We start from the raw sequence: 24,303 nt of genomic DNA on the forward strand, positions 1-24,303 counted from the left end.
GTCACGTGGCAAGGCAGGCGCCCGCGCGTTCGCAAGTTGCGCGCTCAAGCTGCACAGTGGCATGACCAATGCCGAATTCATTCTCCAACTCGTCGGTCACGTGATCGAGGAAGACATCAGCATCGGCCCCGTCCCATACGAGATGCACCGCAAGCGCGGTGCTGGTGGTGGACAACGCCCAGATGTGCAGATCGTGAACATCGCTGACACCCTGCTGATCACCCAGCCAAGCGGCCACAGCTTGTCGGTCGATCGCTTCTGGCACCCCGTCGAGTTCCAGCCGCAACGAGTCGCGCAGAAGGCCCCAGGCTGTCCAGGCGATCAATAGGCTGACCATGATCGCCACTGCCGGATCAAGCCACTGCCACCCCGTCAGCATGATTCCAGCTGCTGCCAATACAACCGCGCCTGACACGGCCGCATCGGCGGCCATATGCAGATAGGCACCTTTCGCATTCAGGTCATCCTTTTGGGATTTCATGAATAAGAGTGCCGATCCGGTGTTCACTCCGATGCCGACCAGTGCCACCAGCAGGATGGTCAGCCCTGGTACCTCGACCACGGTCTCGAACCTGTGCGCCGCCTCCCAGATCACCACGACGACACCGATCAGAATAGCAACTGCGTTCAACATGGCAGCAAGAATGGTGGCCCGGCCATAGCCGAAGGTGTAGGCGGCACTTCCCGCGCGTTTGGCCAGCACCGCCGCTCCCCATGCAATCAGCAGCCCCGCCACATCGGTCAGGTTGTGAGCAGCATCCGCCAACAGCGCAAGTGAGCCGGTCATGAGGCCCGCTGTCGCCTCAACGAGGACATATGCCGTGTTGAGCCCCACCGCCCAACGGAAGGCGGGGCCAAGGTCTGCGGGTGGGGTGTGGGTGTGCGCGTGATCGTGTGCCAAGGGTCAGCCTTTTCTCCGGATCGTGCAGGGGTCAGGTGACGAAGTGGCCGTCCCTCTTAGCCCACCTTGCCTAACGACAACACCTGGAGCACTCATGACCGCAAGGTCAAGAAGCGCCCTGCGCTGGTTCGTGGCATGGCCCCATCTTCCAGTTCCGGTCAACGCGCACTTGCGGCCTTGAGAATCCTCGCCATCAGGCAAGGGCCAGTCAGCCCTGCGATAGAGAGGTTGGCTCCGACGTTCAGCGACAGCCAAAGCCATCATATGGCGGAGAGATCGTTCTGTCCTTGGAAATGTGTGAGGAAAAGACTGGCCAGCATCAGACCGGCACCAACCATCGTGAACCATTGTGCACTCATTCAGCAGCACGAAGAATTCTGCGACGCGGCAACCGATGTTCCGTCACAGCAGGAAGACGCCGCTGGCGAGGCGTCGGCCGATCCGCCGCAGCAGGATGAGGCTGCATCGGACGGGGCAATGCCGCTTGCCGACCCGGTAGTCGGGAAGCCGCGCTGCACCCAGCGGCCGATGCCGGGGCGCATGTTCACAACACGATCATAGCCATGATACATTAAGTAATAGGTTGCCTTCAGGCTGCGCTCGCCCACTGCGCAGGCCAGGATCACGTCGCGATTGCGGGGCACTTCGGACCAGCGGGCTTCGAACTGGCTGAGGGGAATGTTTACTACCTCGCAGCCGGCAAAACCCATCTGTGCCACTTCCGCGGGTTCACGGACATCCACCAGCAGGGCGCCTTCTTTCAGGAGGCGCTGCGAGGTGGTCGGGCAGACTTCCCGCGCCTCTGTCAGGTCCTTTTTTATTGTCTCTTTCATGGGGTATCCTTCAGGGGTGAATGCCAGGCAGACCGGTTGTCAGTTCGGCGGCGACGGGGACGGGGACGAAAGGCACTGGAACGCGTTTACAGCGGCAATCCCCAAAGGCCGCCCAGAATAGGTAGACGTCAGGCCCGAAACCGAGGTTCAATTCCGTTTTGTGCGGAGCCTTGGCGTTACTCAAGCCAGGCCAGAACCTGATCGTGCGAAGGGACAGAGCCCTTGTGGACCACCTTGCCTTCGATCACGACGGCGGGGGTCGTCATCACGCCGAAGCTAACGATGTTCCGCATGTCCTCGATCTTTTCGATCGACACAGCCTTGCCGGTCTCTTTCGCGACGCGGTCGATGACATCAACAGTCGCCTTGCACTTCGCGCAGCCCGGGCCCAAAACCTTGATTTCCATGTGTCGTCCTTTCAGAAGAGCAAGTTGAACAGAAAGCCCACAGCGAGGATGCCTGTCCCCACGACCCCGACAAACACTCCGATGAGCTTCAGCGTCAGCACCTGACGCAATATGATCATCTCGGGAAGGCTCAATGCGATGACGCTCATCATGAAGGCGAGCGTTGTGCCCAGCGCGGCGCCCTTGCCAAGCAAAGCCTCGACGATCGGGATCACACCGGCCGCATTGGTGTACATCGGAATGCCCATGAGCACGGCAGCCGGAACCGACCACCATTTGTCTGCACCCATGATCTGCAACATCAGGTCCTGAGGCACATAGCCATGGATGAGGGCTCCGATACCTATGCCGAGGATGATCCACATCCAGACCCTGCCGAAGATTTCCCGCACGGCCTCGATGCCGAGCTTGTAGCGTTCCACCATGGTGAGACGCTCACCTTCCACCGCAGCCGGAACCGATGCACCCGAGTGTATGTCTCGTACCCAGTCCTGCAACCATCCCTCAAGATGCAGCCGTCCGATCACCCAGCCTGCGAGGATTGCAATGATCAGTCCGAAAGCGGCGTAGGTCACGGCCACTTGCCAGCCGACCAATCCGAAGAGTAGCACCAGCGCCACCTCGTTCACCATGGGCGCCGAGATCAGGAAGGAGAAGGTGACACCCAGAGGCACGCCCGCGGAAACAAGCCCAATGAAAAGAGGCACAGCAGAGCAGGAGCAGAATGGCGTGAGCACACCCAAGCCTGCTGCCATCACATTACCGACCCCCTCGCGCTTGCCGGCCAGCATGGCGCGGGTGCGTTCGGGAGAGAAGAAGCTGCGCACCACCCCCATGGCGAAGACAATGAGAGTCAGAAGCATCATCACCTTGGGCACATCGTAGAAGAAGAACGCGATGGCTTCCCCGGTGTGGCTGTGGCGGTCCACGGGAAACAGGCTCGTGATCCACTCGGAGAGGGGAATAAGCTGGGTGTAGGCGACGTACCAGAGAGCCACAGAAGCAGTAAGCCCCAGGTGCCAGAACCAGTCGGGGCGCTTTAGCCGGGCTGAGACGGACAGATCGGTGCTCATGCGGCTTTCCTTTCCTCCGCTGCGGCAGCGGCAAGCACCGCCTCCAGCAGTGTCCGGACAGCGGGCGCCAAGGCAGGATTCAGCCGGTAGCGCACCCACTGCGCATCGCGCCGGTCGCTCACCAGTCCTGCCTGCTTCAGTATCTGCATGTGACGCGACATCCTGCTCTGCGAAGCATCAAGCCGCTTCATCAACTCGCAGACGCAGTGTTCGCCGCCGTCCGCAAGGATCCGGACCGCAGCGAGGCGGGTGGGTTCGGAAAGTGCAGACAGGACTGCGAGAGGCATTGTATGTGGATCTCCGCTTATGCGCTTAATAGCATATAAGATATCCGTGATCGATCGTCAATCGCTCCAGGGACTTCCGCGACAATGAGGCAACCCGTGTGCAGGCTCGTGAGCCTGACTGGCCGGAGTCCACGGTGTCGGTGGACAGCGAAACCGGCGAGGGCTCATAATGAAATCATGGCTGGAAAGCTTCTCTCGCTGGAATGCATGAAAACAAAGCGCCGGCAGGTGCTGGGCACTGTCGCGGCCGGTATCCTCTTTCATTGGCGAGGCGGGCAGTCAGTCCGAGCAGCTTCGACGTCGTCGCCCCTCAGATTCGGGCTGACCCCAGTTTTTCTGAGCAATGACGTCGAATTGCTCACGAAGCTGAAGGGCTATCTTTCACGGCAAACGGGCAGGGAGGTCCAGCTCGTTCAGCGTCGCACCTACGAAGAGATCACGGGTCTGCTCCTGTCGGGTCAACTCACTGCCGCCTGGATCTGCGGATATCCGCTTGTCCAGTACCGCCCGCAGCTGTCTCTCCTTGCAGTTCCGCTCTGGAGGAATCAGCCGCTCTACAGTTCCTACGTCATCGTGCCTGCTGGCCGTCAGGTCTCCGTCGTCGATGAACTGAGAGGCGACCTCCACGCCTTTTCCGATCCCAACAGCAATTCGGGTTACCTCGTTACAGCAGCCCTTCTTGCCGCAACTGGTCTGAGAGCTGAGGTGTTTTTCCGTGACACGATTTTTACGTACGGCCACCGTAACGTGGTGCGGGCCGTCGCTTCTGGTCTTGCACAGAGCGGTAGCGTGGATGGCTATGTCTGGGAGGTCATGGCGTCGATTGAACCCGATCTTACGGCGCGCACAAAGGTGATCCGGAAATCGGAACTTCTCGGGTTCCCGCCGGTGGCCTGTATCGCCGGCCAGACCGCCTCAACCGATGTCGAACTCATCAGGCATGCACTGCTCGCTATGCGCGATGATCCGGAGGGACGCTCTGTTCTTTCCTTGCTGCGTCTCGACGGCTTCTCGGAAGAGCCGCAGAGCCTGTTCGATCCCATCGCCGCCAAGATGCGGCTTGTCCGGAGCCTAACGCCGTGAGGCGGGGTCTCACGGGCTGGTCGCAGGCATCGCGTTCCTTCGCCATGCGGGTGCCTGCCGTCGTTGCGCTGCTGATGATCGCGATCAGCACCGTGGTCACGGTGCGAGCCCTGACCCGCCTCGAGGACACCCAGCAGCGAAGTCTGGAACAGCTTTCGTCCGCCTATCTCGACGGACTGTCGGCTTCTCTCGCTCCGGCCGTGGTCAGGGAGGACGTCTGGGAAGTGTTCGATACGCTCGACAGATCCCGCGAGCGGTACAAGGGGTTGAATGTTCAGTGGGTGACCGTCACAAATATTGACAATCAGACGATCGCGTCCAGTTCTCCAGGCACTTTTCCACCTCTCGAGGAAATGCCGTCTGAGGTCGTGTCGCAGTTTTCTCCCCAGGCAGATGTCTCCATCAGCGATGATACGGCCGAAGCCAGGATGAAAAGGACGCTCGTTTATCAGGAGCAAACCATTGGCCATATCTATGCCGTGGCGGACATTTCTGGGCTGGTCGCGGAGCGAGCGAACGCCTTGCGTGAGCTGGTCATCACGAATGCGATTCTAACGCTCCTTCTTGTCGCCTTCGGAGCTGTCTTCGTTCGGCGGATGCTGCAGCCAGTCGGCCTGCTGTCGCGTCATTTCGCGCGAGCTCGGGAAGGGAACATGACAGCCATTCCGGCTGCTGATGTCAAACGCCAAAGCCGAGAGTTCCAGGACCTGTTCGAGCACTACAATACAATGACTGTGGCCGTGAACGAGCGCGAGATGCTGGCGGCAAAGTTGGCTGAGGAGGAAAAGCTCGCGAGCGTTGGCCGTCTGGCGTCTGGCATGGCGCATGAGATCAACAATCCGCTGGGTGGCATGTTTAACGCCTTGGACTCGCTGCGCCGGTATGGGGCGCGGGAGGAGGTGAGGGCCACCTCCATCAGGCTTCTGGAACATGGACTGTCAGGCATACGCGATCTTGTACGATCCACACTGACGTCCTACCGTGCCGATCAGCGGCCAAGGGATCTGACCCCCACCGACCTCGACGACCTGCGGCTTCTTGTGAAGCCTGAGGCGCGCCAAAAACGGCTGCGGCTATCCTGGCAGATTGAGTTTTCTCAACCCTTGCACGTTCCTGCTGTCCCGATCCGAGATGCAATTCTCAATTTGCTGCTGAATGCCTGTCATGCCTGCAAGGATGGAGGCAGTGTGGGCTTCAGAGCAGGCGTAGAGAATGGAAATTTCTTCGCCGAAGTGTCGGACTCCGGTGATGGAATTCCTCAGCATGTAAGGGAGTATCTGGAGCGCCAGGGCGCAGGCGCTGCTCCCATGGACCGGAGGTCCGGGTTGGGCCTCTGGATCGTGAAGCGCCACTGTGATGAACTTCATGGGAGTTTGAAGGTGATGGCTGCTGGGCCGGAAGGTACGACCTTGCGTCTCGTGATACCGCTGCGGAGCAATCTCGAAAATGCAGCTTGAGGGGTTTTTCATAGCCGTGATCGAGGACGATCCTGTCATGGGGGAATCTCTTGTTCAGTCCCTAAAGCTCGAGGGCTGTGACGTCGATTGGTGGAAGACAGGTGAGGAAGCAGCGCGCGGCCTGCGCGCCAAATCGCCCGATGCGGTGATTTGTGACATTCGGCTGCCGGATACAACGGGCGAGGCGCTGTTCCGGGATCAGGCTGCCGTTATGCCGCTTCCGCCTTTTCTGTTTGTAACGGCTTACGGCGATGTTGACCAGGCTGTCTCCCTGATGCGGGAAGGTGCTGGAGACTATGTGACCAAGCCCTTCGACATTTCTTTGGTGATCGCGCGCCTTCAGTCCCTGATCCGGAGGAATTCGGCGACGAGGGCCGGTTCAGCCCTGGGCGTTTCCCGGGAAATGAAGCAGGTTGAAGAGACGCTCAGGCGGATATCCGATCATACCAGTCCCGTTCTCGTTTCCGGCGAGACCGGAGCCGGAAAGGAAATCTGTGCACGTTTTCTCCATGCAATCTCGTCGCGCTCTAAGGAACCATTCATTGCCGTGAACTGCGCGGCTATTGCCGCAGAGATGATGGAGCAGGAGATCTTCGGGTACAGGGGGGCTTCCGCGCAAGCTTACCACCGCGGCTTTGCAGAGCGTGCCCGGGGCGGCGTTCTGTTTCTGGACGAGGTGTCGGAGTTATCGATGTCGCTGCAGGCCAAGCTTCTGAGACTGGTGGAGACCCGGGAATACCACCGCCTGGGTGGTGAGCAGGGGATGGTGTTCCACGGCCGGATCATCTGCTCCACAAACCAGGATCTTCAGGAAATGGTTCGCGAGGGACGCTTCCGAGAAGACTTCTATTACCGAATCGCCGGAATGAGTATCGAGGTTCCGCCTCTCCGCGAGAGGCCTGATGACATTCCCTGGCTTATCAGTCTGTTCCTCGAGAAGCTCAAGGGACGAGCGGGGCCAAGGTCGGCAAGCTCACAGGCATTCGAGGTTGCGCGATCTTACTCATGGCCCGGCAACGTTCGGGAACTTCGCAACCGGTTGGAGAGGGCGGCGGCGCTGGCGCAGGGCGCGTTGATCATGCCCGCAGATTTCTTTCCCGATCTGGCGGTCATTTCTGGTGATACCGCCAGACAGTCCGAAAGGCCTTTTGCGACGCTGTCGGAGGCCCGTGATGACGCTGAACGCCGCCAGATCGTGATGGCCCTCAAGGAGACGGATGGTCACATCATCAAGGCCGCCAAGCTGCTGGGCGTTTCCCGCACCACGCTGTGGGAGAAGATGCGGCGCCTTGGGCTTGAGGGTGATTTCCGATAGGCTGTCCGAATTCCCGGACATCTGCAGCGCAGCATGTTCGGATTTCCGGACAGTTGGGCTTTTTGGAAACCAAGAAATTGGCACTTTGCAATTGGTGCGGCGCAAAAGAGTGATCGCATGGACTCGGTCTAGTCTTCTCCTGCCAAAATGGGAGACATGCCAATGAAAAGATGTGACAAGATGGTCGAGGTTGGCCGCCGCCAGTTCCTGCGTGGGGGCATCGTGGCCGCCGCTTCGCTGCCCGTCGTCGGCCTCGGAGCCACGCAAGCGAAGGCCGCCAGCAATGGAGCACTTCTCGACTATCCTTCGGCGAAGCTTGCCAATGTTAAGGACCTGAAGCCCAACGAACCGCTCGAGATCGCCTATCCGGACGCGGATGCGCCGGGCGTGCTGCTGAAGCTCGGCAAGGCAGTGGAAGGCGGTGCAGGCCCCGACGGCGACATCGTCGGCTTCTCCACCGTCTGCCCGCACAAGGGCTTCCCGCTCTCCTACAATGCTGAGAGCAAGACAATGAACTGCCCCGGCCATTACTCGGTGTTTGATTGCGAGGCCGGCGGCCAGCAGACCTGGGGCCAGGCCACGCAGAACCTGCCGCAATACATGCTCAGGATCGACGACAAGGGCGACATCTACGCCGAGGGCGTGGACGAACTACTCTACGGCCGCCTGTCGAACGTGCTCTGAGGGAGAACAAGATCATGGCTTACAAGAGAAACATCGACCGTCTCCCGATCATTCCGGCAGACGCCAAGAAGCATAATGTCACCTGCCACTACTGCATCGTCGGCTGCGGCTACAATGCTTACACCTGGCCGGTGAACAAGCAGGGCGGCACGGCGCCAAGCGAGAACGCAATGGGGGTTGACCTCTCGAAGCAGCAGCCCGCCGACACTGAAGCCTGGTATTCGCCCTCGATGTACAACATCGTGAAGCAGGACGGCCGCGACGTGCATCTCGTCATCAAGCCTGACGCCGGATGCAGCGTGAATTCCGGCCTCGGCTCCGTTCGCGGCGCCCGCATGGCCGAGAACCGCCGCTCTGACAAGACCGGCACGCAGCAGCAGCGCCTCGAGGAGCCGATGATCTGGCGCTACGGCACATGGCAGCCGACGAGCTGGAACGACGCGCTCGATCTCGTCGCCCGCGTCACCGCTCGCGTCATCGACAAGGAAAACGAAGACGATCTCTTCGTCTCCATGTTCGATCATGGCGGATCGGCCGGCGGCTACGAGAACACCTGGGGCACCGGCAAGCTCTACTTCGCATCCATGAAGGTGAAGCACTGCCGCATTCACAACCGCCCAGCCTATAACTCCGAGGTCCACTCGACGCGCGATATGGGCATCGATGAGCTGAACTATGCCTATGAGGACTACGGGCTCACGGACACGATCTTTCTGATCGGTGCCAACCCACTCGAGACGCAGACGAACCTGTTTCTCAACCACATGGTTCCCGGCATCCGCAATGGCGCAAAGGTGATCGTGGTCGACCCGCGCCACACGGTGACGATCAACGCCTGCCGGGTCGAGGCCGGCAAGGACAACGTGCTGCATCTTCCGATCAATTCCGGAACCGATCTGGCGCTGTTCAACACGCTGTTCACCTACATCGCTGACCAGGGCTGGATCGACAAGGACTTCATCGCCAACTCAACTATCGAGGGTGATGTTGTGCAGGCGCTGGACGAGGCACACCCCGCACCTCTCGGCAGCTTCGAAATGGCGCGCGCCGAGTGCAAGATGTCGCTTGCCGACGGCGCAAAGATCTGTGGCGTCTCGGAGGACGACATCAAGAAGGCGGCCGAATGGATCGCCAAGCCCAAGGATGACGGTTCGCGCCGCAAATGCGTGACCGCCTACGAGAAAGGTATCATCTGGGGCAACGACAACTACCGCACCATCGGTGCCCTGGTGAACATCGCGCTGGCGACCGGCAACATCGGCCGCGAAGGCGGCGGTGTGTGCCGCCTCGGCGGTCACCAGGAAGGCTACATGCGCCCGTCGGATGCGCATGTGGGCCGTCCGGCGCCCTACATCGACCAGCTGCTGATCGCCGGCCGTGGCAAGGTGCATCACATATGGGCCAACGACCACTACAAGACGACGCTCAACGCCAGCGTCTTCAAGCGTGAGTATAACCGTCGCACCAACATGGTGAAGGAAGCCATGGATGCGCGGGCCGGTGCGACGCGTGAAGAACTGGTCGATGCCATCGTGGCGGCGATCGAGGCGGGCGGATTGTTCTCCGTCAACGTCGACATCATCCACAGTCAGATCGGCCAGGCGGCGCACGTCATCCTGCCGGCGGTGGAATCGGGCGAGATGAACCTCACCTCCATGAACGGCGAGCGCCGCATGCGCCTCGTCGAGAAATACATGGATGGCCCGGGTTCCGCGAAGCCCGACTGCCTCATCGCGGCTGGGATTGCCCAGCACCTCGAGCGCGTCCTGCGGGAGCAGGGCCGAAATGAGTATGCCGACCAGTTCAAGGGTTATGACTGGAAGACCGAGGAAGACGCCTTCATGGACGGCTATCACAACAACACCGGCAAGATCGTCACCTATGACCGCCTCCGTGCCATGGGCAACAATGGCGTGCAGGAGCCGGTGGTCGACTTCAAGGACGGCCAACTTGTCGGGACCAAGCGCCTGTATGAGGATGGCAAGTTCACCCGTCATGGCCGGGAGGACAAGAAGGCCCTGTTCTGCGGTGGCGCGTGGCGCGGTCTGCAGGCGGCGGGAAAGGCGGCCCAGAGGGACAACTACCGGTTCCTCGTCAACAATGGCCGCTCCAACATCAACTGGCAGAACTGGTTCCTCGACAAGGACGACGATTTCGTTGCCGACCGTTTCCCCTATCCCTTCATCCAGATCAACCCGTCGGACATGGCGGAACTGGGACTCAATCCTGGTGACCTGGTCGAAGTCTACAACGATGTCGGTGCCACTCAGGCGATGGTCTATCCGGAAGCGACGGCCCGCAAGAACGAAACCTTCATGCTGTTCGGCGCGCCAAGCGGCACGCAGGGCAACATCGTGAATGCCGGCGTCAACGAACTGATCCTGCCGAACTACAAGCAGACCTGGGCCAACATCCGCAAGATCTCGGATGCGCCGGCCTCGGTGAAGGCTTTGTCGTTCAAGTCGTTCGACTACGTCGCCTCGTAACAACACTCGGTGGCCCGGCAGATATGCCGGGTCACCTCTTTTGCAGAGATGGGGGTCCGATGAACCAGTTGTTTCGTCCTGAGGTGACCGCGGGCACAGAAAGCCGCATGGTGGATAACTTCGGGCGGGCCATCACCTATCTCCGGGTCTCCGTAACCGACCGTTGTGATTTCCGTTGCGTCTATTGCATGGCGGAAGACATGACCTTCCTCCCCAAGAAGGATCTTCTGTCGATCGAGGAGTTGGAGCGGCTCTGTGATGCCTTCATCGAGAAGGGTGTCAGGAAGCTTCGCCTGACGGGCGGCGAACCTTTGGTGCGCAAGGGCATCATGACGCTGGTCGAAAGCCTGGGCCGTCACCTCCGCTCGGGCGCGCTCGAGGAACTCACCCTCACCACCAACGGCTCCCAGCTCTCGAAATACGCCGCCGAGCTCGCCGCCCATGGCGTGAAGCGCATCAACGTCTCGGTCGATACGCTCGATGACGCCAAGTTCCGCCAGATCACCCGCTGGGGTGAACTCGCCAAGGTGAAGGAAGGCATCCGCGCCGCGCAGGCTGCAGGCCTCGCGATCAAGATCAATGCCGTGGCCCTGAAGGGTGTCAACGACGCGGAAATCCCCGAGATGATCCGCTGGGCGCATGGCGAGGGCATGGACCTCACCCTGATCGAGACCATGCCGCTGGGCGACATCGACGGCGACCGGACGGACCAGTACCTCCCCCTGTCCGTCGTCCGCGCCAATCTGATGGACCAGTTCACGCTGGAGGACATCCCCTACAAGACCGGCGGCCCCGCCCGCTACGTGCGCATCAAGGAGACCGGCGGACGACTCGGCTTCATCACGCCCTTGACCCATAACTTCTGCGAAAGCTGCAACCGCGTCCGCCTCACCTGCACCGGTACGCTCTTCATGTGCCTGGGCCAGGAGGACGCCGCCGACCTCCGCGCGCCGCTCCGCGCCTCCGAGGGCAACGACCTGCTCAATGCCGCCATCGACGAGGCGATCTCCAGAAAGCCCAAGGGCCATGACTTCATCATCGACCGCCGCCACAACAAGCCTGCGGTGGCCCGTCACATGAGCGTGACCGGGGGCTGAGCCCGCGATATACGTATCGCGTAATGCTCGAAGGTTCCGCCTTGTCATATCGGCTTTTGACCGCCCTTCTTGCCGGTTCTGCCGTAGGGGTCCTTGGCGGGCTAATAGGGCTCGGTGGAGCTGAGTTCCGGTTGCCGATCCTGATCGGTGTTTTCGGGTTCGACGCCCTGAGCGCCGTCATCCTTAACAAGGCAATGAGCCTGGTGGTGGTGGCATTCTCCATCCCCTTCCGCATGGGCGCCATCCCGTTCGAAGACACGCTTGCGTATTGGCCTATAATCGTAAATCTGCTCGCGGGAAGCCTCCTCGGCGCGTGGTCCGGGGCGTCCTGGGCGGTGGGTCTCAAGACATCTCGCTTCTACCGGATCATTTCGGCCTTGCTTCTGCTGATGGCCGTGGCACTGCTTCTGGGGCACGGTTCAAGCTCCCAAGCCGGACCAGCCCTCAGCGGCCTACCCCTTGTTCTGGCTGGCGTGGTGACCGGCTTCGGGATTGGGGTCGTGGCATCGCTGCTCGGCGTAGCCGGAGGTGAACTCCTGATCCCGACCCTTGTCATCCTCTACGGGGTTGATATCAAACTCGCCGGCAGCCTGTCACTGCTCATAAGCCTGCCCACCATGGTGACGGGTTTCGCGCGCTACAGTCGGGACGGCAGTTTCACCGTTCTGACGAAGGAAGGGCGCTTTTGCCTGACGATGGCGGCAGGTTCGATTGTCGGGGCCTTCCTGGGCGGGCAACTTCTCAAATGGGTTGACGGAGCTCTGTTGTTGCCCATTCTGGCGGCCATCCTGATCGTCTCAGCATGGAAAATGTGGCGGCACGCGAAAAAATGACCCCCAACACACCCGGTAGGGACGATCAGAACGGAATGGCAGGCGCTGGTCATCTTAACAGTAGCTGCTTCTGCCTGACGCTCGATCGCAAGGCGCTCTGTGCCGCGCTCGAGAATGAGGCCGGCGATCCAGCCTTCTGCCGTGCCCATGTCATGCCGCGCAGCAACCTGTTCTCGAATGTCCCGGTGTTCCTGACCGCGGCAAGCATTTCCGCCATGCAGGACGTCGTTGAGGCCGTGCATGCCGTGAGCCGTCTGCCCGGTTATCGGGAGCAGGTGCTGTCCTGGGCGCCAGAGATTGCGCGGGCCGATCCGGGTCCGTCGGGCGTGTTCATGGGCTTCGATTTTCATCTCACCGCCAGCGGTCCAAAGCTCATCGAGGTGAATACAAATGCCGGCGGCGCCTTCCTGAACGAGCTCCTGGCAAAGGCGCAACACGCCTGCTGCAGGGAAATGAAGTAACCTTTCCGCCTTTCCCCGGGCGGGAGTTTTCGGGACGATGTCGTCGCCATGTTCGAGGCTGAATGGCGTCTCCATGGAGAAGATCGACCGCTACGGCGGATCGCTATCGTCGATGACGAGCCGCAATCCCAGTATCTCTATCCCGAATTCGTCCTCGCGCGGGAGATGCTGGCGCGAGCCGGGTATGCGGCTGAGATAGCCGCACCTGAGGCGCTGCGGTTCGAAGACGGCGGTCTGCTGCTGGAAGGAAGCTCCGTCGATCTCGTCTACAACCGGCTCGTCGATTTCGCCCTGGAGGAGCCGCGACATGCCGCGCTGCGCATGGCCTATGTTTCGCGCGCCGCCGCAATAACGCCTAACCCGCACGGCCATGCGCTGATGGCCGACAAACGCAATCTCGTGCTCCTCTCCGATCCGGACCGATTGGCCGCCCTCGGCGTGGAACCGCGACTGCGGGACGCGCTTCGGCCTGTGCCAAGGACGGTGGTCGTAGAACCCACCAATGCGGACAACATCTGGCGCGAGCGCAGGGGCCTGTTCTTCAAGCCCATGCGGGGGTATGGCAGCAAGGCGGTCTACCGTGGTGAGAAGGTGACGCGCGGCGTGTTCGAGGAAATCCTCAAGGGAGATTACGTTGCCCAGGCTTTCGCTCCGCCAAGCGAGAGGATGATGCGCATCGAGGGCGTGGCGGAGCCCCGAAAACTTGACGTTCGGCTCTATGCCTATGAGGGACGGACGCTTCTGGCGGCGGCCCGACTCTATCAGGGGCAGGCCACCAATTTCCGTACGCCCGGTGGCGGATTTGCGCCTGTCTTCGTCGTCTGACCGGTTTGATCTGGGTCATCGGCAGGACGTTCCCAGTCTGCCAAGGATGCATGTTCATAGTGGAGACAGGTTGCATGTTGAAAACTCGCTACAAGAAGCTCACGGGACTTCACGCAGGTCATGTATATGAGGTCACTGCGCCAGCAAACGAGATGGACAGCCCGATGCGCTGGTCACTTCAATGTGAGACGATCAAGGACCAAAGACTGATCGTCGCCGAGGACGAGCTTGCGGATACATCCCGCTGGCAACCTGTCGGCTAATCCTCACGTCGTACCGGCAGTAGCAGCGTCGTGGCGAAGCATACTGCCAGCATGAGCGCCGAACCCGCGAGGCAGGCGGTGAGGCCGCCCCACTGGTAGAGCAGGCCTGAGAGCAGCGTGCCGCTGAAGCGTCCTGCGGCATTGGCCGCGTAATAGAAGCCGACATCTTCGGCTGCCTTCTCTGAGCCCGCATAGGCGAGAATCAGGTAGGAGTGGATGGAGGAATTGATGGCGAAGGCCGCGCCAAAGACCGCGAGACCCATGACGAGGATAACATCGGGGCGGATTGCTGTGCCTGCCGCGAGGCCAGGGATGATCAGGGCAGGGATCAGGGCAAGGAGTGCTGACCACAGACGTGCCGCAGGAACTTCCGTCGACAGGCCGTCGGGGCTGCGGCGGATGACGGCGGGGGCTGCGGCCTGGACCAGGCCATAGAAGATCGTCCATGCCGCCATGAAGCCGCCGACCATCGTGAAGGTCCAGCCATTTGCATAGAGGAACACGGGAACGCCGACGACGAACCAGATGTCGCGCGCCCCGAACAGGAACACGCGCGCTGCAGCCAGCAGGTTGACGCCCCGCGACTTGCCGAACAGTTCACGCGCGGAAGAACTCGCCTTGGTCTTTCCCATCATGGGCGGCAAAGAGATGAGAACGCCTGCGAGGACCAGCGCCAGCATCGCGGCCATCAGCCAGAGCGACAGGCGGAACCCAGCGAACTGCAAAAGCAGTCCGCCGAGGAAGAAGCCCAGGCCCTTCATGGCGTTCTTGGAACCCGTGAACCAGGCGACCCATTTGAACAGGCGGCCTTCGGCGTTCTCCGCCTTCGCTTCCTTCTCAGCTACCTTGATGGCCGACTTGGAGGCCGTCTTCGTCAAGTCCTTGGCAATACCGCAAATCCCCTGCGCCAGGACCACCCAGGCTACGGAGAAGCCGACCGCCCAGTCCGGAGACAGGGCGGACAGCACAAGAAAGCCTGCGATCTGCGTCGAGAGGCCGACGGTGAGCATGCGCGTAATGCCGAAGCGCGTGGCAAGCCATCCGCCGAGGAAGTTGGCGGCAATTCCGGCTGCTTCATAGAGCAGGAAGAGGAAGGACAGGACGAATGGCGAATAGCCAAGCTGGAAGAAGTGCAGCAGCACCAGCATGCGCAGCGCGCCGTCCGTCAGGGTGAAGCCCCAATAGGCTGCGGTAACGATGGCGTAGTTGCGGGTGCCGGGAGCCATCAGATGCCTGCGTTACGCATGTGGCAGGCCAAGTCTACCATGCGGCAGGCATAGCCCATTTCATTGTCGTACCAGGCATAGACCTTGAGGAGTGTCCCGTCGGTCACAAGAGTCGAGAGCCCATCGACGATGGAGGACCGGGTGTCGCGGGCGTAGTCGATCGAGACGAGCGGCCGCGGCTCATAGCCGAGGATCCCTGCGAGCGGGCCCGCGGCCGCCTCCGCGAAGAGCCCGTTCACCTCCTCCTTCGTTGTCTCGCGCCGAAGCTCGAACACGCAGTCGGTGAGGGAGGCGTTGAGCACGGGGGCGCGGACAGCGTGGCCGTCGAGCTTGCCCTTGAGTTCGGGATAGATCAGCGAAATGGCGGTGGCGCTGCCCGTGGTGGTCGGCTGGAGCGAGAGCATGGCGGATCTCGCACGGCGCAGATCCTTGTGCGGCGCGTCGGTCACGACATTGGTGTTGGTGGGGTCGTGGATCGTGGTGATCTGCCCGTGCCGGATGCCAATGTTCTCATGCACCACCTTGACCACGGGGGCGAGGCAGTTGGTGGTGCAGGAGGCTGCGGTCACGACCCGGTGCTTCGCGGGATCATAAAGATGGTGGTTGACGCCGACGACGACGTTCAGCACGTCGGGCTCCTTTACCGGCGCCGCGACGATCACCCGCTTCGCGCCGCGCTTCAGGTGGCCGTCGAGCGTGCCATGGTTCAGGAACTTGCCAGTGCATTCGAGCACGATATCGACGCCCATGTCGCCCCAGGGGATGTCCGCCGCGGCGGGCAAGGCGGAAAAGCCGATCTTGTGCTCGCCGATCCCGATGGCATTCTCGCCATCGACGGAGAACCTGTTACGCCAGCGCCCCTGCACGGAGTCGAACTCCAGTAGGTGGGCCGTTGCCGCTACACCCCCCTTGACCTCATTGACATGAACGATCTCCAGGCGGTTGCCGCGACGTGGATCGTCCTCGCCACGCTCCGCGGCACCCAAAGCGGCCCTGAGGGCCAGACGCCCGATGCGGCCCATGCCGTTGATACCCACACGCATGAGATGGTCTCCTTCGCTGTTCCGTTGTTGCAGGCTGGTGCGCACTCAGTCGGCGCGCCTGATCGTACCTTCGAGCTTTGTCGCTTTCGCCACCGTGTTCGAGATCGTGCCGTATTTACGGACGTTGGTGTGGAGCAGGTCCAGCCGCCGATCGTCCTCAACCGTCTGCACGATGATCTCGTAACGGACCTCCACCATCATTGGCGGCGCATCCTGGCGAATGCCGTGCAGCCTGACCTCCACGCCATCGAACGTGAAGTGGATCATCGGCGCCACCCGTTCGATGCCCTTGATCATGCAGGCGGCGATTGAGGCCAGAAACAACTCGGCGGGGTTGAAGGCGTCGGCGCGCCCATGAACTTCCGTATCGAGCGTGAGGGTTGCCTGCTTCGTGGTTGCTTCGCTGCCATGGGCATCGAACCTGCGGGCCAAGACGCGGTATTCAAGCATGGGGCTTCAATCCTTTTTCGTACCAGCCCTTCGAGCCGTTCACGATCTTCACCAGCGAGAGCATGACCGGCACCTCGATCAGCACGCCGACGACGGTGGCGAGTGCCGCACCGGAGTTGAGGCCGAACAGGCTGATCGCCGCGGCAACGGCGAGTTCGAAGAAGTTGGAGGCGCCGATCAGAGCCGAAGGTGCGGCGATGCAATGCGCTTCGCCCGCGAAGCGGTTCCAGACATATCCGATGCCAAAGATGGCGTAGGTCTGGATGGCGATGGGCACGGCAAGCAGCGCGATGACCAGCGGCTGCGCTAGGATCTGCTCACCCTGGAAGGCGAAGAGCAGAACGAGGGTCGCCAGCAGCGCCAGAAGCGAGATGGGCGCGATAGCCTTGAGAAAGCGCTCCAGCCCGCCTGATGCGACAAGCGAGCGGCGGATGATCTGGGAAATGATGACCGGCACGATGATGTAGAGCGCTACAGACAGGAGCAGCGTCTCCCACGGCACGACGATGGCCGAGAGGCCCAGCAGCAACGCCACGATGGGCGCAAAGGCGACCACCATCACTGCATCATTGAGCGCCACCTGGCTCAGGGTGAAGTGCGGCTCGCCCCGCGTGAGATTACTCCAGACGAACACCATAGCGGTGCAGGGGGCGGCCCCCAGCAGGATCAGCCCTGCGATGTAGCTCTCGATCTCGGCTTCGGGAAGCAGCGGCCGGAACAGCCAGCCGATGAAGAGCCAGCCCAGCAGCGCCATGGTGAAGGGCTTGATCGCCCAGTTCACCGCCAGCGTGATGCCGATGCCGCGCCAGTGCCTGGCCACCTGACCCAGCGCCGAGAAGTCGATCTTCACCAGCATCGGGATGATCATCAGCCAGATCAGCACTGCGACGGGCAGGTTCACCTTCGCCACTTCCATGGCGCTGATGGCGGCGAAAAGCCCCGGCAGCCATTGGCCCAGCAGCACGCCGGCGATGATGCAGAGGAAAACCCACAGGGTAAGGTAACGTTCGAAGAGCGACATTCAATCTGTCCTGGAAAACGTCAGAGCTTGCCGATGGCGTCAAGCTTGTTCTTGAGGCTGAGCCGGTCAAGCGAGGCGATGGGCAGGGCGGTGAATGCCTCGATACGGTTCTTGAGCATGCGATAGGCCTCCGCGAAGGCGAGACGTTTCTCAGCGTCGGTTCCCTCAACCTGCACCGGATCGGGAATGCCCCAATGGGCCGACATGGGCTGGCCGGGCCATGCCGGGCAGGTCTCCTTCGCCGCATCGTCACAGACGGTGAACACGAAATCCAGCCGCGGTGCATCGGCGGCGGCGAATTCGGACCAACTCTTCGAACGGAGCCCATCCACCGGATGACCCAGATTGCGGAGAAGGTCGAGGGCGAAAGGGTGCACCTCGCCGCGCGGCTGGCTGCCGGCGCTGAAACCCCAGAAGCGCCCGGCGGCAGACCGGTTGAGGATCGTCTCGCCGAAGATCGACCGCGCCGAATTGCCGGTGCAGAGAAACAGGACGTTGTAAGCGGCGTCAGTCACAGGAGCCTCCGGAGGTTGAGCAGGATCTGGTGATGTCTTCAATCAGGGGGGTACAAAGCTCGGGCTGGCCATCGCAGCAGTCCTTGAGCAGGAACAGCACGAGCTTGCGCACGGTCTTGAGTTCCACCCGATAGATCATGCTGCGGCTGTGCCGTTCGACGGAGATGAGCCCGGCACGGGTGAGGATCGCCAGATGGGTGGACATGGTGTTGTGGGGCACGTCGAGCCTGCGGGCGATCTCGCCGGCAGGGAGCCCGTCTGGCTCCTGCCTCACCAGTAGGCGAAAGGCCTCCAGCCGGGTCGGCTGGGCCAGTGCGGAGAGGGCGTCAATTGCGAGGTCCTGTTTCATCTGTCGAGGACTATCGACGTAGTGTGTGACAGTCAAATGACACAAAGTCTCAATATCCGACTATCGTCTTCGCATCCGCTGGAGGGGTGCATCGAACGCCCGGCGGCGCGGCAGGGTGGCAGCAAGACCAAAATGGGAGATTGGATAGCCAGTCTCTGCCTGGCGGGAAGGAGCGCAATCGCGCGTAACCGGGTTTGAACGGCACTTTGCGCAACCGTGCGAACGGCTTCGATTCATCCCGCCCAGAGAGTTCGCACCCAGTACCTTTCCCTCCGCCACCATCCGCTGAGGTTTCAACTTTTTCAGGATTGCGGCTGCTTTTGACCCGCTTTCGGCAGCTCACTCTCTCCCTACTTTCTTCAGCTTGCCATCGAACTTGTAACGGCGGCCAATCAGTTCAGTTGGGGTCCCGCTGCTGATCTGCACCTTGTTGATCGGATCCATTGCCTCTTCTAGAGTTTGCCCATCCTGGGCCGGTGTTTCGTAAGGCTGCGCCTGCGTATCAGGCTGGACCACTTCGTTCGTGAGGCCTGTGTTCCCGGGCGCAGAAGCGCTCGAGAGAGGAGAAGATCGCCGATGAATGTTTCTCCGAGCCGGTATTTCGCCGCGCTGTCGTTCTGCGCCGCCATGACGGTGCAGCCGCTTCAGGCGCTTGCGCTCGAGGAATTCAAGCTCGAGGGCACCGCTTTCCTCGACGAGGAGGCTTGCTCGGGAGGACTTCAGGCAGAAGGCTGCAATCTCAGCTTCTACCTTCAGGGCGCTGCGGCGAAGCGGCTCTACGAAGGCATGGCGGGGGAAGCGAAGAGGGAAGAATGCACGGGCGGGCTGGAGAAGAGCGACGGCAGGGGGCTTCACTGCATCGCGTACGATGACGAGACCTACGCCTGCGACTTCGGCTATCACTTCGGCGAGCGCGCCTTTGCGGGCAGCAGCACGACGTGCTGAGGGTGCAGCCACCGCTCTCCGATAGTAAGGCCTGAGGCTATTCTCTCCGCCAGGTCAGCACGCCGCGCCCTTTCCGGTCGCGGAACATCGGGTGCGTCGTTTCCGCCGTGACGATGGAGAGCGCATCGCCATTGATCCTGAAGTGCCTCGCATGCTCCTTGCCCAGCCACACCGGATGCCAGGCCACGTCCGGCTTGGTGATGAAGAGATCCGGCTCCTCGGTCCGGTAGCTTCCGGAATAAGCCATCATGGACCGGAAGAGCCGGGCCTCGTCGGCTTCGCCATCGACCTCTCCGCGGTTCCGCGCGGCAATGATCGTCATCATGCGACCGCCTTCGGCAATGAGTAGATAGCCCTGCGGATTTTCCCCGTACATGTCGGTCCGCTCGCCGCCGTCGGAATACTCGAATTGCAGCGAAACAAGTTTCCAGCTGCCAATGAGATCTGCACTTGCCATGATCCGGTTCTCCCCATGAGTTGAATCCGAGGTTCAGATCCGGGTGAGAAGTTCAGAACGCGGACGCAAGCGATGGAAACCGCAGCAGGCTTCAAACCCGGGCAAAGCACCGTCCGTCGATGCTTATATCCCTCCTGCTTATGGAAGACCAGCAGCGTCGCCGTTCTGGCAGACAGGTGAACTGGGGGACGGGGGCGCAGCCTGGCTTCAGCCCGCCCGCCGCGTGCGCGTCACGCCGCGGGTGTCGTTGGCCGGGCGCTGGCGCGTCTTTATCCAGTCGACGCGTTCGAGGCGCTCATCGGTCTCGTCGGCCCAGGCATCCATGTTGGCGATGCTCCTCGCATGGCGCGCGACGCGACGGGCCATGGCATGCTGTCTCGCCAGCACGGCCACCAGCAACAGGATTGCCACGACAGTGAGCCAGTTGGGCGTGGGTTGCAGCAGGAAAGCACGAATCACATCGACCATGATCGATTCTAACAGCCTTCGCGCCGCGAGGGAGCATACGGGAACGCGAAACAGCCGCTCGGTGGCGGTGTTGCGCTCACGCCTTCTGCAGTGCCGCCACCGGAATGCTGACGGTGAAGGCGGTTCCCTCCTTCACCAGGTTCTTCGCCGTGATGTGGCCGCCGAGGCCTGAAAGCATGCTGCGCACCGCCCTGAGGCCGAAGCCCTTCGCTTCCTCCAGGCTGAAGCCTTCGGGCAAACGGCCCTTTGTAGAGAGGAAGCTCAGCCACAGCATTTCCTTGTCCTGCTTCAGCGAGACGGTCACCGGACCGCCACCGTGCTTGATGGCGTTGGTGACGAGTTCGTTGACGATGACGGTGAGCGCCGTTGCGTGGTTGGCGCTGACCACGATGGACGAGACCGCCTCGAGCGCGATCGGCACCTGATACGTTTCGCCGAGATGGTTGCACAAGCCTTCGATGGTGAGAGCCGCATCGACGGTGCCCAGCTTGCTCGCGCCCTGCACGAAGCGATAGGTCTCCGCCAGCGCGGTGAGTTGCGCCGTCACCTCGCGCACCGCTTCGGTGTAGGAGGTGTCGTCGGACTTGCGGGCCTTGAGCTGCAGCAGGCTCGAGATGAGCTGGAGAGAGTTCTTCACGCGGTGGTTCACCTCGCGCACGGCAAGTTCGTTCGCCTGTGCCTCCTGCCGCGCCTGTGCCGAACGGGCGGCAAACCATGCGAGAATCCAGAACACGCCGTTGGCGGCGAGCGCCAGGAGCGCGGTCACCCAGGCGCGTGCCTCCCATTCCCCAAGTGCCACTTTCACGGGCTGTGAACTCGTGGCGAACAGCTCCGGGTGTGCTTGCGACCTGCGCCAGGAGACGATGCGGGGGATGGGCTCGACCGACACGAGTTCGGTTCCGCTCACCCTTTCCATCGCGCGGCGGGTGAGCTCCGTCACGAAGGCCGGCGTGGCGCGATCCGCCGTCTGGATGCGTGCCAATACATCGCCACTCACCGTGTAGAGGCCTGCCCGGGCGCCCGGCCAGTTCACGGCCTCCTTGTACAGCGTATCGAAAATGTTCTTGTAGATGCCAACCGCGATCACCGCCTTGAGCGAACCGTCTGGTTGCCGGACCGCCCGGCTGATGGTGAAGCGCTCCTTTCCGGTGACCGAGCCCGGCTGCTCGTCGCCCATGATCACGGGATCTGGCGCGCCGGCGAGATGAGCCTTGAAATAGGGCCGTTGCGCCGCGCTCACCGGCTTCGCCGGGTAACCCCAGCTGTCCACGAGGTTGGTGCCTGCAGCATCCAGCACCCAGGCTGCGGAGATGATGCCGTTGCTGGAGGCCATTTCGGTGATGCGCGCGGCGATGGTGCGGCCGGTGTCCGTCTCCTCGAGGTCCCAGGCGGCCACCACGGGATAGACGCTGTTGATGATCTGCAGCGCGGAATCCGCTGCCGCATCCCCGTGCGCCACGATCATGCGGGACATGGAGGACGTCCGCTCGCCCACCAGCCGCAGCGCGTCGGCCCGGTCCCGCTCGACGATGTAGGCGGTCACCAACCCCGTTATGAGCGCGAAAACTGCGCAGGCACCAACCAGAACGCGTCGCATGTGCCTTCAGTTACACTGGCAAGGTGGGTTGATTTGAAATCTCTAGCACGTATCGGCAGAGTTCCGAAGGAAAGATACAGAACGATCCGTGAATGTGAAGGGGAAAAGAGCCCGTGGCCTACGGGGCTGCCGCACCTTCCGTTACGTTGTTTCGTGGGGAATGCCGAAGGCCCCCTCGCACCGCCGGAACTGACTCTACGCGACTCACGTTCTGATTCGCGTCTGCGAGGCATGGCACGCAGAGCGAGTCCAGTGAGTAGAGTATCAGGAGCGTACAATGCCGCGGCCCGGTCGTGCGTATTGGAAGGGATTCTTGCGCCTTTCTCTGGTGTCGATCCCGGTGGAGGTCTACAGCGCGGTCGAAACATCCTCGGCGATCGCGTTGAACCAGATTCACAAGCCGTCGGGAAAGCGCGTCAACTACACGAAGACGGTCCAGGGCATCGGACCTGTGGAATCCGCCGACATCGTGAAGGGGTACCAAGTCGACAAGGACATTTACGTCACGCTCGAGCCGCACGAGATCGAGGCGCTGAAGGTCGAGTCCAAGAAGACTCTCGACTTGCAGCAGTTCATCGACGCCTCGGAGATCGACCCCCGCTACTTCGAAAAGCCCTATTACATCGTCCCGGCGGATGAGCATGCGGCCGAGGGCTATCTCGTGATCCGCGAGGCGTTGAGGGGCATGAACAAGCTGGGCGTCGGGCAGATCACCATGTCCGGCCGCGAGCACGTCGTGGCGGTGGGGCCGGTCGAGAAGGGGCTCGTCATGGAGGTGCTTCGCTATGCCGACGAGGTGCGCTCGCCCAACCCCTATTTCAGCGACCTTCCGCCCCTGAAGCTCGACGAGGAGATGGTCACTCTGGCGCGCGAGTTGATCAGCAAGAAGGCCGCGCCCTTCGAGCCCGGCCGTTTCCGCGACAGCTATGCCGAGGCCATGAAGACGCTGATCGCGGAAAAGGCCAAGGGCAAGCGCATCGTGGCCAGGCCCTCGCCGGCCGCCCCCGAAGGCAAGGTGGTGGATTTGCTGGACGCACTGCGAAAGAGCCTCAAGGCCAATGGCGGGTCTTCTCCCGCCCCGGCGAAGTCACCCGCCAAGCGCGGGCGGACGGAGCAGAAGCGCGCGTCCTGACCTCAACCTTCCGGTGACCACACCTTCGGCTTCACCGCGGCATGGCTGAGGGCCGACTCGTAGGCCGCCTCGACCAGCGCATAGGTCCGGAGATTGTCCTCTCCCGAGGTATCCGCAGGCTTTCCCTCCCGCAGCCGCTGGACCATGTGACGGTTGGCATGCAGCACGGCCTCCTGGGACACATGCCAGGGCCGGCTGGTCCAGGAGAGGAGGGGCCCGCCGATCGAATCCTCGAAGGTGAGGCCATTGGTGGTCACGGTCATCTTCTCGCCCCGGGTCACCACGATCGAGCCGCCGTCGCCCTCGATCTCGAGCAGGGTTTCGGGAAAGGCATCGTTGCCGCGGCGGGCGGCATAGGTCGCCTCGACCACCGACACGGCGCCCGAGACATGCCGCATCATGATCGTCGCCGTGTCCTCCGCCCGGATGCGCGGATTGCGCCTCTGGGTTTCACAGGTCACTCTCTCGACTTCGCCCAGGAAGTAGCGGGCGAGATCGAGAACGTGGATCCCCACGTCCTGGATGACGAGTTTCTCCTCCTCCGCGAGGTAGGGCTGGCCGCGATAGACGTCGAAGCCCGTTCGCCACGACAGCCTCGCCCATGTCGGGTTTCCGATCGTGCCCTGGTCGATTGCCTTTCGGACACTGCGCATGGCGGTGCCGAAGCGGAAATTCTCGTGCACTGCGAGCCAGGCCTGGTGCGCGCGCGCCTTCTCCACGATGGCGACGCACTCCTCCCACGTGCGCGCGAAGGGCTTCTGCACCACTGCCGCCACGCCCCGCTCGGCGGCGATCGCGGCCAGTTCCCGATGCGTGTCCATTCGCGTGGCGATGTCGGCGAGGTCGATCTTCACCTGGTCCAGCATGCTCGCCATGTCGGTGAAATGCGGGACGCCAAACTTCGCCCCGGCCGCCGCGGCCCGTTGCGGGTCGCGGTCGCACACGGCGGAGAGAACCGCACCCTCCGGCCTCAGATCAGCCCATGCGTGGAGGTGGTTCTGCGCATAGAAGCCACAGCCCACCATGCCGATGGACACCGTTGGGTTGCTCGCCATGTTCCAGTCTCGCCCTCTCCATTTGTGAGCATCGGAGTGT

The 24,303-nt window shown here is 61.9% G+C and carries 26 protein-coding genes; 11 read left to right on the forward strand and 15 right to left on the reverse strand.

Features of this window, described 5'->3' with window-relative positions; genetic code table 11:
• Window position 1: 1 nt before the first annotated feature.
• From ACK4HL_RS05270 to ACK4HL_RS05290, 5 genes are all read right to left on the reverse strand, one after another.
• Window positions 2–901 carry a cation diffusion facilitator family transporter gene (locus tag ACK4HL_RS05270; protein WP_409756993.1) on the reverse strand — a complete coding sequence of 300 codons (900 nt, stop codon included), beginning with the start codon at window positions 899–901 and terminating at the stop codon, window positions 2–4.
• 359 nt (window positions 902–1,260) lie between these two features.
• On the reverse strand, window positions 1,261–1,734 hold the full coding sequence (locus ACK4HL_RS05275) for a rhodanese-like domain-containing protein (RefSeq protein ID WP_409756994.1): 474 nt from the start codon (window positions 1,732–1,734) through the stop codon (window positions 1,261–1,263).
• Window positions 1,735–1,910: 176 nt separating this feature from the next.
• Window positions 1,911–2,141 carry a thioredoxin family protein gene (locus tag ACK4HL_RS05280; RefSeq protein ID WP_409756995.1) on the reverse strand — a complete coding sequence of 77 codons (231 nt, stop codon included), beginning with the start codon at window positions 2,139–2,141 and terminating at the stop codon, window positions 1,911–1,913.
• Between the two features lie 11 nt (window positions 2,142–2,152).
• On the reverse strand, window positions 2,153–3,214 hold the full coding sequence (locus ACK4HL_RS05285) for a permease (RefSeq protein ID WP_409756996.1): 1,062 nt from the start codon (window positions 3,212–3,214) through the stop codon (window positions 2,153–2,155).
• Window positions 3,211–3,501 carry an ArsR/SmtB family transcription factor gene (locus ACK4HL_RS05290; protein WP_409756997.1) on the reverse strand — a complete coding sequence of 97 codons (291 nt, stop codon included), beginning with the start codon at window positions 3,499–3,501 and terminating at the stop codon, window positions 3,211–3,213. The genes ACK4HL_RS05285 and ACK4HL_RS05290 overlap by 4 nt, the downstream gene beginning before the upstream one ends.
• Before the next feature lie 177 nt (window positions 3,502–3,678).
• Between ACK4HL_RS05290 and ACK4HL_RS05295 the strand changes: the two genes are divergently transcribed.
• The 9 genes from ACK4HL_RS05295 to ACK4HL_RS05335 all read left to right on the forward strand — a co-directional run bounded on the left by ACK4HL_RS05295 (window position 3,679) and on the right by ACK4HL_RS05335 (window position 13,742).
• Window positions 3,679–4,584: a PhnD/SsuA/transferrin family substrate-binding protein gene (locus ACK4HL_RS05295; protein ID WP_409756998.1), complete on the forward strand. Its 906-nt coding sequence runs from the start codon at window positions 3,679–3,681 to the stop codon at window positions 4,582–4,584.
• Window positions 4,585–4,658: 74 nt separating this feature from the next.
• Window positions 4,659–6,041, forward strand: a complete 1,383-nt coding sequence (locus ACK4HL_RS05300; RefSeq protein WP_409756999.1) for a sensor histidine kinase — start codon at window positions 4,659–4,661, stop codon at window positions 6,039–6,041.
• Window positions 6,031–7,356 (forward strand): sigma-54-dependent transcriptional regulator, encoded by a 1,326-nt coding sequence (locus ACK4HL_RS05305; RefSeq protein WP_409757000.1) that lies wholly within the window; start codon window positions 6,031–6,033, stop codon window positions 7,354–7,356. Before ACK4HL_RS05300 ends, ACK4HL_RS05305 begins: the two co-directional genes overlap by 11 nt.
• Window positions 7,357–7,518: 162 nt before the next feature.
• Window positions 7,519–8,040 (forward strand): arsenate reductase (azurin) small subunit, encoded by a 522-nt coding sequence (locus tag ACK4HL_RS05310; protein ID WP_409757001.1) that lies wholly within the window; start codon window positions 7,519–7,521, stop codon window positions 8,038–8,040.
• A gap of 14 nt (window positions 8,041–8,054) precedes the next feature.
• The gene (locus tag ACK4HL_RS05315) at window positions 8,055–10,526 is read left to right on the forward strand and encodes an arsenate reductase (azurin) large subunit (protein WP_409757002.1); all 2,472 of its coding nucleotides are present in this window, start codon (window positions 8,055–8,057) and stop codon (window positions 10,524–10,526) included.
• A 107-nt stretch (window positions 10,527–10,633) separates the two neighbouring features.
• Entirely contained in the window at window positions 10,634–11,623 is a 990-nt protein-coding gene (moaA, locus tag ACK4HL_RS05320) for a GTP 3',8-cyclase MoaA (RefSeq protein WP_409757176.1), read from the forward strand.
• 23 nt (window positions 11,624–11,646) lie between these two features.
• Complete coding sequence (locus ACK4HL_RS05325) at window positions 11,647–12,456, forward strand: TSUP family transporter (protein WP_409757003.1); 810 nt, start codon at window positions 11,647–11,649, stop codon at window positions 12,454–12,456.
• Entirely contained in the window at window positions 12,426–12,917 is a 492-nt protein-coding gene (locus tag ACK4HL_RS05330) for a hypothetical protein (protein WP_409757004.1), read from the forward strand. The genes ACK4HL_RS05325 and ACK4HL_RS05330 overlap by 31 nt, the downstream gene beginning before the upstream one ends.
• Before the next feature lie 48 nt (window positions 12,918–12,965).
• On the forward strand, window positions 12,966–13,742 hold the full coding sequence (locus ACK4HL_RS05335) for a hypothetical protein (RefSeq protein WP_409757005.1): 777 nt from the start codon (window positions 12,966–12,968) through the stop codon (window positions 13,740–13,742).
• 259 nt (window positions 13,743–14,001) lie between these two features.
• Here the strand turns inward: ACK4HL_RS05335 and arsJ are convergent, their stop codons facing one another.
• From arsJ to ACK4HL_RS05365, 6 genes are read right to left on the reverse strand one after another with little or no spacing between them, the layout of a single operon-like run.
• Window positions 14,002–15,231, reverse strand: coding sequence for an organoarsenical effux MFS transporter ArsJ (gene arsJ, locus ACK4HL_RS05340; protein WP_409757006.1), 1,230 nt, complete (start codon window positions 15,229–15,231; stop codon window positions 14,002–14,004).
• A complete protein-coding gene (locus tag ACK4HL_RS05345) occupies window positions 15,231–16,274 on the reverse strand; it encodes an ArsJ-associated glyceraldehyde-3-phosphate dehydrogenase (RefSeq protein ID WP_409757007.1) in 1,044 nt (347 codons plus the stop codon). Before ACK4HL_RS05345 ends, arsJ begins: the two co-directional genes overlap by 1 nt.
• A 45-nt stretch (window positions 16,275–16,319) precedes the next feature.
• Window positions 16,320–16,724, reverse strand: coding sequence for an OsmC family protein (locus ACK4HL_RS05350; protein ID WP_409757008.1), 405 nt, complete (start codon window positions 16,722–16,724; stop codon window positions 16,320–16,322).
• On the reverse strand, window positions 16,717–17,745 hold the full coding sequence (gene arsB, locus ACK4HL_RS05355) for an ACR3 family arsenite efflux transporter (protein ID WP_409757009.1): 1,029 nt from the start codon (window positions 17,743–17,745) through the stop codon (window positions 16,717–16,719). The genes ACK4HL_RS05350 and arsB overlap by 8 nt, the downstream gene beginning before the upstream one ends.
• Before the next feature lie 20 nt (window positions 17,746–17,765).
• Window positions 17,766–18,260, reverse strand: a complete 495-nt coding sequence (locus tag ACK4HL_RS05360; protein WP_409757010.1) for an arsenate reductase ArsC — start codon at window positions 18,258–18,260, stop codon at window positions 17,766–17,768.
• Window positions 18,253–18,609: an ArsR/SmtB family transcription factor gene (locus tag ACK4HL_RS05365; protein ID WP_409757011.1), complete on the reverse strand. Its 357-nt coding sequence runs from the start codon at window positions 18,607–18,609 to the stop codon at window positions 18,253–18,255. The genes ACK4HL_RS05360 and ACK4HL_RS05365 overlap by 8 nt, the downstream gene beginning before the upstream one ends.
• A 576-nt stretch (window positions 18,610–19,185) precedes the next feature.
• Here ACK4HL_RS05365 and ACK4HL_RS05370 point away from each other — a divergent pair.
• Entirely contained in the window at window positions 19,186–19,554 is a 369-nt protein-coding gene (locus ACK4HL_RS05370) for a hypothetical protein (protein WP_409757012.1), read from the forward strand.
• Between the two features lie 37 nt (window positions 19,555–19,591).
• Here the strand turns inward: ACK4HL_RS05370 and ACK4HL_RS05375 are convergent, their stop codons facing one another.
• The 3 genes from ACK4HL_RS05375 to ACK4HL_RS05385 form a co-directional block, all read right to left on the reverse strand.
• Window positions 19,592–20,011, reverse strand: a complete 420-nt coding sequence (locus ACK4HL_RS05375; RefSeq protein WP_409757013.1) for a lipocalin-like domain-containing protein — start codon at window positions 20,009–20,011, stop codon at window positions 19,592–19,594.
• A 207-nt stretch (window positions 20,012–20,218) separates the two neighbouring features.
• Entirely contained in the window at window positions 20,219–20,479 is a 261-nt protein-coding gene (locus tag ACK4HL_RS05380; protein ID WP_409757014.1) for a hypothetical protein, read from the reverse strand.
• A 76-nt stretch (window positions 20,480–20,555) separates the two neighbouring features.
• Entirely contained in the window at window positions 20,556–22,022 is a 1,467-nt protein-coding gene (locus tag ACK4HL_RS05385) for a sensor histidine kinase (protein ID WP_409757015.1), read from the reverse strand.
• Window positions 22,023–22,353: 331 nt separating this feature from the next.
• Here ACK4HL_RS05385 and ACK4HL_RS05390 point away from each other — a divergent pair, with 331 nt between their 5' ends.
• Window positions 22,354–23,208: a Ku protein gene (locus ACK4HL_RS05390; protein WP_409757016.1), complete on the forward strand. Its 855-nt coding sequence runs from the start codon at window positions 22,354–22,356 to the stop codon at window positions 23,206–23,208.
• 2 nt (window positions 23,209–23,210) lie between these two features.
• Here the strand turns inward: ACK4HL_RS05390 and ACK4HL_RS05395 are convergent, their stop codons facing one another.
• Complete coding sequence (locus ACK4HL_RS05395) at window positions 23,211–24,263, reverse strand: Gfo/Idh/MocA family protein (RefSeq protein WP_409757017.1); 1,053 nt, start codon at window positions 24,261–24,263, stop codon at window positions 23,211–23,213.
• Window positions 24,264–24,303 lie beyond the last annotated feature (40 nt).

The sequence above is a fragment of the Aestuariivirga sp. genome, from assembly GCF_046294715.1.
Lineage (GTDB): Bacteria > Pseudomonadota > Alphaproteobacteria > Rhizobiales > Aestuariivirgaceae > Aestuariivirga.

Bases quoted from the DNA above. Each gene is read 5' to 3' on its own strand.
- ACK4HL_RS05275 (WP_409756994.1), bottom strand. From the start codon at position 1,734: ATGAAAGAGACAATAAAAAAGGACCTGACAGAGGCGCGGGAAGTCTGC.
- ACK4HL_RS05280 (WP_409756995.1), bottom strand. From the start codon at position 2,141: ATGGAAATCAAGGTTTTGGGCCCGGGCTGCGCGAAGTGCAAGGCGACT.
- ACK4HL_RS05285 (WP_409756996.1), bottom strand. From the start codon at position 3,214: ATGAGCACCGATCTGTCCGTCTCAGCCCGGCTAAAGCGCCCCGACTGG.
- ACK4HL_RS05290 (WP_409756997.1), bottom strand. From the start codon at position 3,501: ATGCCTCTCGCAGTCCTGTCTGCACTTTCCGAACCCACCCGCCTCGCT.
- ACK4HL_RS05295 (WP_409756998.1), top strand. From the start codon at position 3,679: ATGGCTGGAAAGCTTCTCTCGCTGGAATGCATGAAAACAAAGCGCCGG.
- ACK4HL_RS05300 (WP_409756999.1), top strand. From the start codon at position 4,659: ATGATCGCGATCAGCACCGTGGTCACGGTGCGAGCCCTGACCCGCCTC.
- ACK4HL_RS05305 (WP_409757000.1), top strand. From the start codon at position 6,031: ATGCAGCTTGAGGGGTTTTTCATAGCCGTGATCGAGGACGATCCTGTC.
- ACK4HL_RS05310 (WP_409757001.1), top strand. From the start codon at position 7,519: ATGAAAAGATGTGACAAGATGGTCGAGGTTGGCCGCCGCCAGTTCCTG.
- ACK4HL_RS05315 (WP_409757002.1), top strand. From the start codon at position 8,055: ATGGCTTACAAGAGAAACATCGACCGTCTCCCGATCATTCCGGCAGAC.
- moaA (WP_409757176.1), top strand. From the start codon at position 10,634: ATGGTGGATAACTTCGGGCGGGCCATCACCTATCTCCGGGTCTCCGTA.
- ACK4HL_RS05325 (WP_409757003.1), top strand. From the start codon at position 11,647: ATGCTCGAAGGTTCCGCCTTGTCATATCGGCTTTTGACCGCCCTTCTT.
- ACK4HL_RS05330 (WP_409757004.1), top strand. From the start codon at position 12,426: ATGGAAAATGTGGCGGCACGCGAAAAAATGACCCCCAACACACCCGGT.
- ACK4HL_RS05335 (WP_409757005.1), top strand. From the start codon at position 12,966: ATGTTCGAGGCTGAATGGCGTCTCCATGGAGAAGATCGACCGCTACGG.
- arsJ (WP_409757006.1), bottom strand. From the start codon at position 15,231: ATGGCTCCCGGCACCCGCAACTACGCCATCGTTACCGCAGCCTATTGG.
- ACK4HL_RS05345 (WP_409757007.1), bottom strand. From the start codon at position 16,274: ATGCGTGTGGGTATCAACGGCATGGGCCGCATCGGGCGTCTGGCCCTC.
- ACK4HL_RS05350 (WP_409757008.1), bottom strand. From the start codon at position 16,724: ATGCTTGAATACCGCGTCTTGGCCCGCAGGTTCGATGCCCATGGCAGC.
- arsB (WP_409757009.1), bottom strand. From the start codon at position 17,745: ATGTCGCTCTTCGAACGTTACCTTACCCTGTGGGTTTTCCTCTGCATC.
- ACK4HL_RS05365 (WP_409757011.1), bottom strand. From the start codon at position 18,609: ATGAAACAGGACCTCGCAATTGACGCCCTCTCCGCACTGGCCCAGCCG.
- ACK4HL_RS05370 (WP_409757012.1), top strand. From the start codon at position 19,186: ATGAATGTTTCTCCGAGCCGGTATTTCGCCGCGCTGTCGTTCTGCGCC.
- ACK4HL_RS05375 (WP_409757013.1), bottom strand. From the start codon at position 20,011: ATGGCAAGTGCAGATCTCATTGGCAGCTGGAAACTTGTTTCGCTGCAA.
- ACK4HL_RS05380 (WP_409757014.1), bottom strand. From the start codon at position 20,479: ATGGTCGATGTGATTCGTGCTTTCCTGCTGCAACCCACGCCCAACTGG.
- ACK4HL_RS05390 (WP_409757016.1), top strand. From the start codon at position 22,354: ATGCCGCGGCCCGGTCGTGCGTATTGGAAGGGATTCTTGCGCCTTTCT.
- ACK4HL_RS05395 (WP_409757017.1), bottom strand. From the start codon at position 24,263: ATGGCGAGCAACCCAACGGTGTCCATCGGCATGGTGGGCTGTGGCTTC.